Origin of the sequence: Aquipuribacter sp. SD81 (assembly GCF_037153975.1) — a bacterium.
Taxonomy (GTDB): Bacteria; Actinomycetota; Actinomycetes; order Actinomycetales; family JBBAYJ01; genus Aquipuribacter.
In genome coordinates this window covers 146,119-154,812 of the sequence record NZ_JBBAYJ010000007.1, presented here as the reverse complement: position 1 = coordinate 154,812, position 8,694 = coordinate 146,119, and the positions used below count along the sequence as shown (strand labels likewise).

At 75.6% G+C, this 8,694-nt stretch carries 6 protein-coding genes; 2 read left to right on the top strand and 4 right to left on the bottom strand.

Annotated elements, in window-relative coordinates:
- The 4 genes from WAA21_RS06255 to mfd form a co-directional block, all read right to left on the bottom strand.
- Nucleotides 1-1,113 (bottom strand): protein kinase domain-containing protein (locus WAA21_RS06255; RefSeq protein ID WP_336921909.1); only part of this gene is annotated, 1,113 nt, incomplete at its 3' end.
- Nucleotides 1,114-1,248: 135 nt separating this feature from the next.
- Complete coding sequence (locus WAA21_RS06250) at nt 1,249-2,019, bottom strand: MazG family protein (RefSeq protein WP_336921908.1); 771 nt, start codon at nt 2,017-2,019, stop codon at nt 1,249-1,251.
- Between the two features lie 8 nt (nt 2,020-2,027).
- Complete coding sequence (locus WAA21_RS06245; protein WP_336921907.1) at nt 2,028-2,588, bottom strand: hypothetical protein; 561 nt, start codon at nt 2,586-2,588, stop codon at nt 2,028-2,030.
- A gap of 7 nt (nt 2,589-2,595) precedes the next feature.
- On the bottom strand, nt 2,596-6,291 hold the full coding sequence (gene mfd / locus WAA21_RS06240; RefSeq protein ID WP_336921906.1) for a transcription-repair coupling factor: 3,696 nt from the start codon (nt 6,289-6,291) through the stop codon (nt 2,596-2,598).
- 648 nt (nt 6,292-6,939) lie between these two features.
- Between mfd and cysC the strand changes: the two genes are divergently transcribed.
- A complete protein-coding gene (gene cysC, locus WAA21_RS06235) occupies nt 6,940-7,821 on the top strand; it encodes an adenylyl-sulfate kinase (RefSeq protein WP_336921905.1) in 882 nt (293 codons plus the stop codon).
- 145 nt (nt 7,822-7,966) lie between these two features.
- Nucleotides 7,967-8,680, top strand: a complete 714-nt coding sequence (locus WAA21_RS17935; RefSeq protein ID WP_442893239.1) for an AMIN-like domain-containing (lipo)protein — start codon at nt 7,967-7,969, stop codon at nt 8,678-8,680.
- Nucleotides 8,681-8,694: the final 14 nt, after the last annotated feature.

Genomic DNA, 8,694 nt, shown 5'->3' with positions numbered 1-8,694 from the left:
CGCCCCCGCGGCCGCGCCCGCTGCCCCGGCGGCGGGCCCGACTGCCGCACCCTCGCCGCGCCCGTCGCCCGGGCCGGGCGACCCGGCCGCCCCGTCCGTCTCGTCCTCGCTGTCGGGGACGGCGCCGGTGACGAGGTCGACGGGCTGGGTCGCGAGGTCGACGATCTCCGACATCCGCTGCGGCTCGTGCGGCGCGACGGCGGTCGCGAGGCCGTGGGCGCCCGCGGCCCACGCCGCGGGCGCGTCGATGTCGCCGAGCACCTGCAGCAGGTCGCGGCGCATCTCGGCGGCGGACTGCGGGCGCTGCCACGGGTCCTTCTGCAGCGCCCGCGCGACGATGCCGTCGATGGCGGGCTCCAGACCCGGCCGGCGGGAGGACGGCGTGGGCGGCAGGGTCCGCAGGTGGTGGCGCACGACGTCGCGCGGCGAGCCGCGGAACGGCGGGTAGCCGGTGAGGACCGTCATGAGCAGGCAGCCGACGGAGTACAGGTCGGAGCGGGCGTCGACGAAGCCGCGGCGCGCCTGCTCGGGGCTGAGGTAGGCCACCGAGCCGAAGCCGGAGCCGGCCTCGGCGAGCTCCTCGGTCCACTCCTCCTCGGCGTCGTCGACGACGAGCGTCGGCATGGCGCGCGCGATGCCGAAGTCGGTGACCTTGACCGAGCCGTCGCGCAGCACCATGAGGTTGTGCGGCGTGACGTCGCGGTGCACGAGCCCGCGCTCGTGGGCGTGGGCGAGCGCGCTCGTGACGTCGACGCCGATCTCGAGGGCGCGCTCCACCGTGAGCGGGGTGCCGTCGACGAGCAGGTGCGACAGCGGCTGGCCCTCGATCATCTCCATGACGAGGTAGGGCCGCGGCGCGCCGTCGACGACCGCCTCGCCGACGTCGTGCACCGCGACGACGCCCGGGTGGTTGAGCCGGGCCGCGGACATGGCCTCCGCGCGGAACGCCGCCATCGCCTCGGGGTCCATGGCGACCTCGGGGTGCAGCAGCTTGACCGCCACCTCGCGGCCGAGCCGCAGGTCGCGGGCACGCCGGACGACCGCCATGCCCCCGGTCCCGAGCGGCTCCCCGAGCTCGTAGCGCCCGTCGAGGACGGGCCGCTTGCCGATCACGTCAGGTCGGACCCCCTCGAGGTCCGGGACCCCCGACCGGACGCCCGCACGCGCGCCGCGGGCGCGGAGGACGGGACCGTGCGGTCCCCTCCCGCGCCCTCGCGCCGTGCCGTTCGTGCCACCTGTCGACCGTACTCAGTGCGCACGGCCCGCGCCGCCCGCAGCCGACCTCTCCACCCGACCGACGTGCGCCCGGAGGGCGGCCTCGGGGTCGACCCCCGCCGCACGCGCCGAGCGCACGACCTCGAACAGGGCCGCGCCGACGGTCGTGGCCGGGTCGACGGCGTCGACCGGCTGCTCGGCCGGGAGGTCGGGCACGGCGAGGCCCGCCCGCTCCAGGCGCGACAGCACCTTGTCGGCCCGGGCGAGCGCGGGCAGGTGCACGGGCACGCCGTCGAGCGGGCCGCGCGACGGCTTCTCGGCCGCCTTGAGCTCGTCCCAGCGCGCCTGCACGCCGGCGCCGTCCGGCTGGTGCTCGTCGGCGAAGACGTGCGGGTGACGGCGGACGAGCTTCGCGACGAGGGCGCGGGCGACGTCGTCGACGTCGAACGCGCCGCGCTCGGCCGCGACGCGGGCGTGGAAGAGGACCTGCAGCAGCACGTCGCCGAGCTCCTCGGCGAGCTCGTGCTCGGCCTCCGGCCGGGCGGCGGCGTCCGCCCGCTCGAGGGCCTCGACCGCGTCGACCGTCTCGTAGGCCTCCTCCACGAGGTAGCGCAGCAGGCTCGCGTGGGTCTGCTCCCGGTCCCACGGGCACCCGCCCGGGCTGCGCAGGCGGTCCATGACCGCGACGGCCTCGAGCAGGCTCGTGCCGGCCGCCGGACCGTCGCCGGCTGAGGCGGCGGCGGCCGGACCGTCGCTGGGCGGACCGTCGGTGGGACGGTCGGCCGGGGCGGGGTCGTCGGGCACGGCGGTGCTCAGCTCTCGGGCAGCGCCCCGCCGCCCGCCGGCCGCAGCCACTCGTACTCGTTGGGCAGGACCGCCAGACCGTCGCCGACCTGGCCGTAGCGCGGGTTCACCTCGACGTCGAGGTCCTCGACCGCGGCAGTGAACTCCTCGCGGGCGACGTCGGTCGCCTGGATCTGCTGGATCATCGCGCTCGTCGCGAAGAGCTCGAGGACCTGCTCGGGCACGTCGGGCAGCTCCGAGCCCTGCTGCTCCAGCTGGAGCTCGAGCTCGCGGCGCACCTGGGAGGTCGAGATGACGCCCGTGTACTCCGCGGCGATTTCGCGGGTGACGTCCTCGACGACGAAGAACGCGAGCACGTCCTGCACCGCGGGCGGTGCGCCGCCCTGGAGGAGCTCCGGCGGCAGCCCGTCCACGACCGCGCGGACGTCGGACTCCGGCACGACCCGGCCGTCGACGACGACGGCGGCGTTGGGCGGGCCGACGGCGGAGCAGGCCGACAGCAGCAGGCCGAGGCCCGCCGCGGTGGCGGCTGCGGCCGCGGCGCGGGCGAGGGGGGTGCGGGGCGTCATGGGGCGGTCATCCCTTCGCTGCGGCCGAGAAGGCCACGCGCCGGCTGTCCGCGGCGCTGTCGTCGGTGCTGCTGCTCGTGCCCGCCCCCGCGGCGCCGGTCGCGTCCGTGTCCGGCAGCGGCGCCGGCTCGGGCAGGACCGCGGTCACGAGGTCGCGGACCCAGCCGAGCAGGTGCGTGCCGTCCGCCGAGGCCGCTCCCGCGGCCGGCCGGCCGGGGGTCGCCCCCGGCAGGGGCACGAGGATGGTACTGACCTGCGGCTTGACGATGGTGCGCGGGTACAGCCGCTCCAGGCGCAGCCGCCCGGACTCCGGCAGCTCGACCGGGGCCAGGCGCAGGTACTTCCCCTGCACGCTCACGTCGCCGAGGCGGTAGCGGCGCAGGAACACCCGCAGCCTCGCCACGGCGAGCAGCGCCTCGACCGGTGCGGGCAGGCGACCCTCCGGGTCGGCACCGAAGCGGTCGCGCAGGTCGGCCGCCACCTCGTCGACGTCGCCGTCGGCCGTGGCCGCCGCGAGCCGGCGGTACGCCTCGAGCCGGAGCCGCTCCGCCGGCACGTAGTCGTGCGGCAGGTAGGCGTCGACCGGGAGGTCGAGGGTCGTGTCGACCGCCTCCTCCGCGTCGTCGCCGTCGAGGGTGCGTCGGTAGTCGGTGACGGCCTCGGCGACCATCCGCAGGTACAGGTCGAAGCCGACGCCCTCGATGTGGCCGGACTGCTCCGCGCCGAGCAGGTTGCCGGCCCCGCGGATCTCGAGGTCCTTCATCGCCACCTGCATGCCCGCGCCGAGCTCGGTGTTGGCGGCGATGGTGGACAGCCGGTCGTGGGCGGTGTCGGTGAGCGTGGCGCCGGGGCTCCACATGAAGTACGCGTACGCGCGCTCCCGGCCGCGGCCGACGCGCCCGCGCAGCTGGTGCAGCTGCGACAGGCCGAACTTCTCGGCGCGGTCGACGATGAGGGTGTTGGCGTTGGCGATGTCGAGGCCCGTCTCGACGATCGTCGTGCAGACGAGGACGTCGAAGCGGCGCTCCCAGAAGTCGACGACGGTCTGCTCGAGCTCGCTCTCGGCCATCTGCCCGTGGGCGACGCGGATGCGGGCCTCCGGCACGAGCGAGCCGAGGTGCGCCGCGACCCGGTCGATGTCCTGCACCCGGTTGTGGATGTAGAAGACCTGGCCCTCGCGCAGCAGCTCGCGGCGGACGGCGGCGCCGACCTGGCGGTCGTCCTGCGGGCCGACGTACGTGAGGATCGGGTGCCGCTCCTCCGGCGGGGTGGCGAGCGTCGACATCTCGCGGATGCCGGTGACGGCCATCTCCAAGGTGCGCGGGATGGGCGTCGCGGACATCGCGAGCACGTCGACGTTGGTCCGGAGCTTCTTCAGCTGCTCCTTGTGCTCGACGCCGAAGCGCTGCTCCTCGTCGATGACGACGAGGCCGAGGTCCTTGAAGCGGACGGAGCCGCCCAGCAGCCGGTGCGTGCCGATGACGACGTCGACGGTGCCGTCGGCGACGCCCTCGACGACCGCCTTCGCCTCGGCCTCGGTCGAGAAGCGGGACAGCGCGCGGACCACGACCGGGTAGCCGGCGTAGCGCTCGGAGAACGTCGACAGGTGCTGCTGCACGAGCAGCGTGGTCGGCACGAGGACCGCGACCTGCTTGCCGTCCATGACGGCCTTGAACGCCGCCCGCAGGGCGATCTCGGTCTTGCCGTAGCCGACGTCGCCGCACACGAGGCGGTCCATGGGGACCGTCTTCTCCATGTCGGCCTTGACCTCGTCGATGCTCGCGAGCTGGTCGGGGGTCTCGGCGTACGGGAAGGCGTCCTCGAGCTCGCGCTGCCACACGGTGTCGGCGCCGAAGGCGTGGCCGCGGCTCGCCATGCGCGCGCTGTACAGCTGGATGAGCTCGCCCGCGATCTGCTTGACGGCCTTGCGGGCCCGGCCCTTCGCCTTCTGCCAGTCCGCGCCGCCCATCTTCGACAGGGCGGGCGTCTCGCCGCCGACGTAGCGGCTCACCTGGTCCAGCGCGTCGGTCGGGACGTACACGCGGTCACCGGGCTGGTTGCGCTTGCTCGGCGCGTACTCCAGGACGAGGTACTCCCGGGTCGCGCCCTGGACCGTGCGCTGGGTCATCTCGACGAAGCGGCCGATGCCGTGCTGCTCGTGGACGACGTGGTCGCCGGGGCGCAGCGTGAGCGGGTCGACGGCGTTGCGGCGCCGCGACGGCATCTTCCGCATGTCGCGGGTGCTCGTGCGCTGCCCGGCGAGGTCGCTCTCGGTGAGAAGGGCCGCGCGCAGCTCCTCGCTGACGAAGCCGTGGAGGACCTCCGCGCACGTCACGTGGACGACGCCCGGCTCGGGCGGGGCGTCGAGGGAGTCGACGAGCCGGGCGGGGACGTCGGCGCGGCCGAGGACGCCGACGAGGTGCTCGGCGGGGCCGTGGCCCTCGGTGACGGCGACCAGGCGCCAGCCGTCGCGGACGTGCTCGGCGAGGTCGGCGGCGGCCGCCTCGAGGTCGCCGCGGTAGCCGCGGACGTCGCGGCCGCCGACGGCGACGAGCTGCGCGGAGCGGGCGTCGCGCACCTCGGCGTCGGCGGTGAGGGTCGTGGCGCTCCACCACGGCAGGCCGAGGGAGGTCGCGTGCTCGCGCAGGTCGTCGAGGGTGCGGAAGGCGCCGGTGGTGAGGCCGCTGTCACGCAGGTCGAGCGGGCTCGTGCCGCCGGCGCTCGCGTTGGACCACGCGGCCTCGAGGAACTCCTCCCCCGTGGTGATGAGGTCGGCGGCGCGGCCGTCGACGCGCGCGGGCTCGACCGTGACGACGAGCGTGCCGCGCGGGACGGCGTCGAGCAGCGTCGTCATGCGGTCGACGAGGACCGGGACGAAGGCCTCCATGCCCTCGACGGCCGCGCCTTCGGCGAGCCGCTCGAGCATCTCGGCGGCGCCGGGCAGGCGCTGCGCGAGCTCGGCGGCGCGGGCGCGGACGGAGTCGGTGAGCAGCAGCTCCCGGCACGGCGGGGCCACGAGCTCGGTGACCGTGCCGAGGCTGCGCTGGTCGGCGACGGAGAACTCGCGCAGCTCCTCGACCTCGTCGCCCCACAGCTCGACCCGGACGGGGTGGGGGGCGGTCGGCGGGAACACGTCGACGATGCCGCCGCGGACGGCGACCTCGCCGCGCCGCTCCACCATGTCGACGCGGTGGTAGGCCGCGGAGACGAGGCCGCGCACGAGGTCGTCGAGCTCGACCCGGTCGCCCGGGCGCAGGCGGGTCTCGGGCAGGTCGCCGAGGCCGTCGGCGAAGGGCTGCATGAGGGAGCGGACGGGCGCGACGACCACGCGCACCGGGTGCTCGCCCGGGTGGGCGAGGCGGCGCAGCACCTGCAGCCGCTCGGCGACGGTGTCGCTGCGGGGGCTGAGGCGCTCGTGCGGCAGCGTCTCCCACGCGGGGAAGCCGACGACGGCGTCGCCCGCGTCCGGGGCGAGGAAGCTGCGGAGCGCCCGGACCGTGTCGTCGGCCTCGCGCGCGGTCGAGGTGACGACGAGCAGCGGGCGGTGGGCGGTGAGGGCCGCGAGCAGCGGGGCGCGGAGGCCCTCGGCGCACGTGAGGTCGACGGCGCCCGCGTCCTCGTCGCGCGCGGGGTCGGCGAGGGCGAGCAGGTCGGTGACGGCGGGGTCCTCGGTGAGGACCGGCAGCAGGCCGGTGAGGGACATGGCTCCTGCGGCGGGTAGGGACTCTGGGCCCCGGACGGGGACGGTCAAGGATAGGTCGAGTGCGGTGGGCCGCCGGACGGACGGTCACGAGGCGGCTATCGTCCCAGCGACCACTGACAGGAGAACGGATGGCCTCCCTCCCACCCGTGCAGGTTGCCCCGCCCGACCACCCGCTCGAGACGGCCGAGGCCTGCGACCTGGAGCTCGTGCTCGCGGGGGTCCTGCCGAACGGCACGGTGCTCGGCGCCGGGTACCGACCACCGACACCCGACGTGGCCGACACCGGCACCGGCGTCGTGGTGCGAATCGCCCGGCAGGACGCCCAGCAGGCACTGCACGCCGGTTCGCTGGTGCTTCGGGACGAGGAGGCCACACCCCTGGCGCGCCTGACGGCCCTCGTGCTCGTCGAGGGCGAGTCGGCCGCCGAACCCCCCGGCGGGGTCGGACCCGTCCTTCTCCGGGGCCGGCCCGAACGGCTGCGCACGCGCGAGAGCGGATCGCTCGCCGACCTCCGTGTCCGCCTGGACGAGCGCGGTCGCGTGGCCCAGGGCAACGACAGGGACATCCTGCTGCTCACCCGTCCCCCCCCTGGCGGCCGACCGCGAGGTCCTGCGTGCCTGGGCGGCCTCCGCCGGAGCGCGGCCCCTCGTGCTCGTGCCGGAGGGCGGCAGCCGACGCCGCGACCTCCCGGCAGTCGTGGCCTGGCGCGTGGCGCGGGACCTCGCCCACGACCTCGCCCTGGACCGCCCCGAGGTGGCCGTCATACCGCTGCACCTGCGCGACGACAGCGCCGACGCCGGCGTCGCGGAGCGCGTGGGCCGCCTGCTCTCGACACGCGTCGCTCTCGTGCTCGGCGCTCGGGACCACGACGGCGCGTGGCTGAGGGTGTCCCAGGACCTCGAGGCGGGACGTGCTGTCGCGGTCGAGCCTCTCGGTCGGGCGCTCGTGCACCTGAGGCGCTGGCGACCTCCGCGCGACTCGCGGGGGCTGGTCGTCCTCTTCACCGGCCTGTCCGGCTCGGGGAAGTCGACAGTGGCACGGGACCTCACGACGGCGCTGCTCGTGCAGCACGACCGCGAGGTGACGCTGCTCGACGGCGACGTGGTCCGCCGGCTCCTGTCGGCCGGTCTCGGCTTCGACCCGGCCTCCCGGGAGCGGAACGTGCGACGGATCGGCTGGGTGGCCGCCCGCGTGGCGCAGCAGGGCGGGGTGGCCGTCTGCTCACCCATCGCCCCCTTCGACAGGACCCGTCGCGAGGTGCGGCGCATGGTCGAGGAGGTCGCGGACCTCGTGCTCGTGCACGTGAGCACCCCGATCGAGGAGTGCGAGCGGAGGGACCTCAAGGGGCTCTACGCCCGGGCGCGCCGCGGCGAGGTGCCGGACTTCACGGGGGTCAGCTCGCCGTACGAGGTGCCGACCGACGCGGACGTCGTCGTCGACACGACGCACCTCACGCGCGAGCAGGCCGTGTCTGCCGTCCTGTCCCACCTGCGCGCCGGCGGGTGGCTCGGGCCCGCCACCGGGGCCTGACCCCCCGCCTCCTCCTCCGACGTGACGCCGGGTCCCGGGCCCGGGTGCGTGACCTCGATCGCTGCACGACACCGCGTCTCCCGGTTCGCCGGACGCGACCCGCTGACGCCCATACCCTCGAAGGACAGGCAGTGGGAGGCGCGCCATGAGGACACGAGGTTGGAGAGCCGTCGGCGCTGTCGCCGCGGCTGCGGTCGTGTGGACGTCGTCAGGCTGCAGCACCCCGGACGAGCCCGCCGCGGCTGATCGGTCGGGTCCGCCGACGGACGCCCTTCCGGACCCTGCGCCGTCGGATGCCACCGCCACGACCGCCGCAGACGCGGGTACGGAAGCCGTCGACGAGACGTCGCAGCCGCCGACCGCCGTCACCGGCGCCCCGAGCGACCCGTCGCCGGCCGACGCCACCGGCACCACGAGCGGCACGTCCGGCGCCACGACCGCCCCCGAGGCGCTCTCGACCGCAGCACGCACGAGCTCCCCGCCGCAGGAGCCCGTCCGCCTGCTCGCCGTTCAGGTCTCGACCGCGGGAGATGCGGAGTCGCTGCGTGTCGAGACGAGCGGCGGAGCACCCGGCTACTCCGTGAGATACGTCGACGCGGTCCGTATCGAGGGGGAGCCGGTCCTCGTCGAGGGCGAGGCGGTGCTGGAGGTCGTCCTCGAGGCGGCGGACCCGAACGCTGACGAGGGGCTCGCTCCGGACGTCGCGGTCGAGCTCCTGCCCGAGCAGGACCTGATACGCGAAGTGCGCTTCGCCCGCTACCTCGACGGGACCGTGACGTACGCCGTCGGTCTGACCGACGTCGTCGAGTTCTCCGTCGAGGTCGACGGGAACGGCCTCACCCTCACCGTCGGGGACTGACGCGGCTCCAGCGA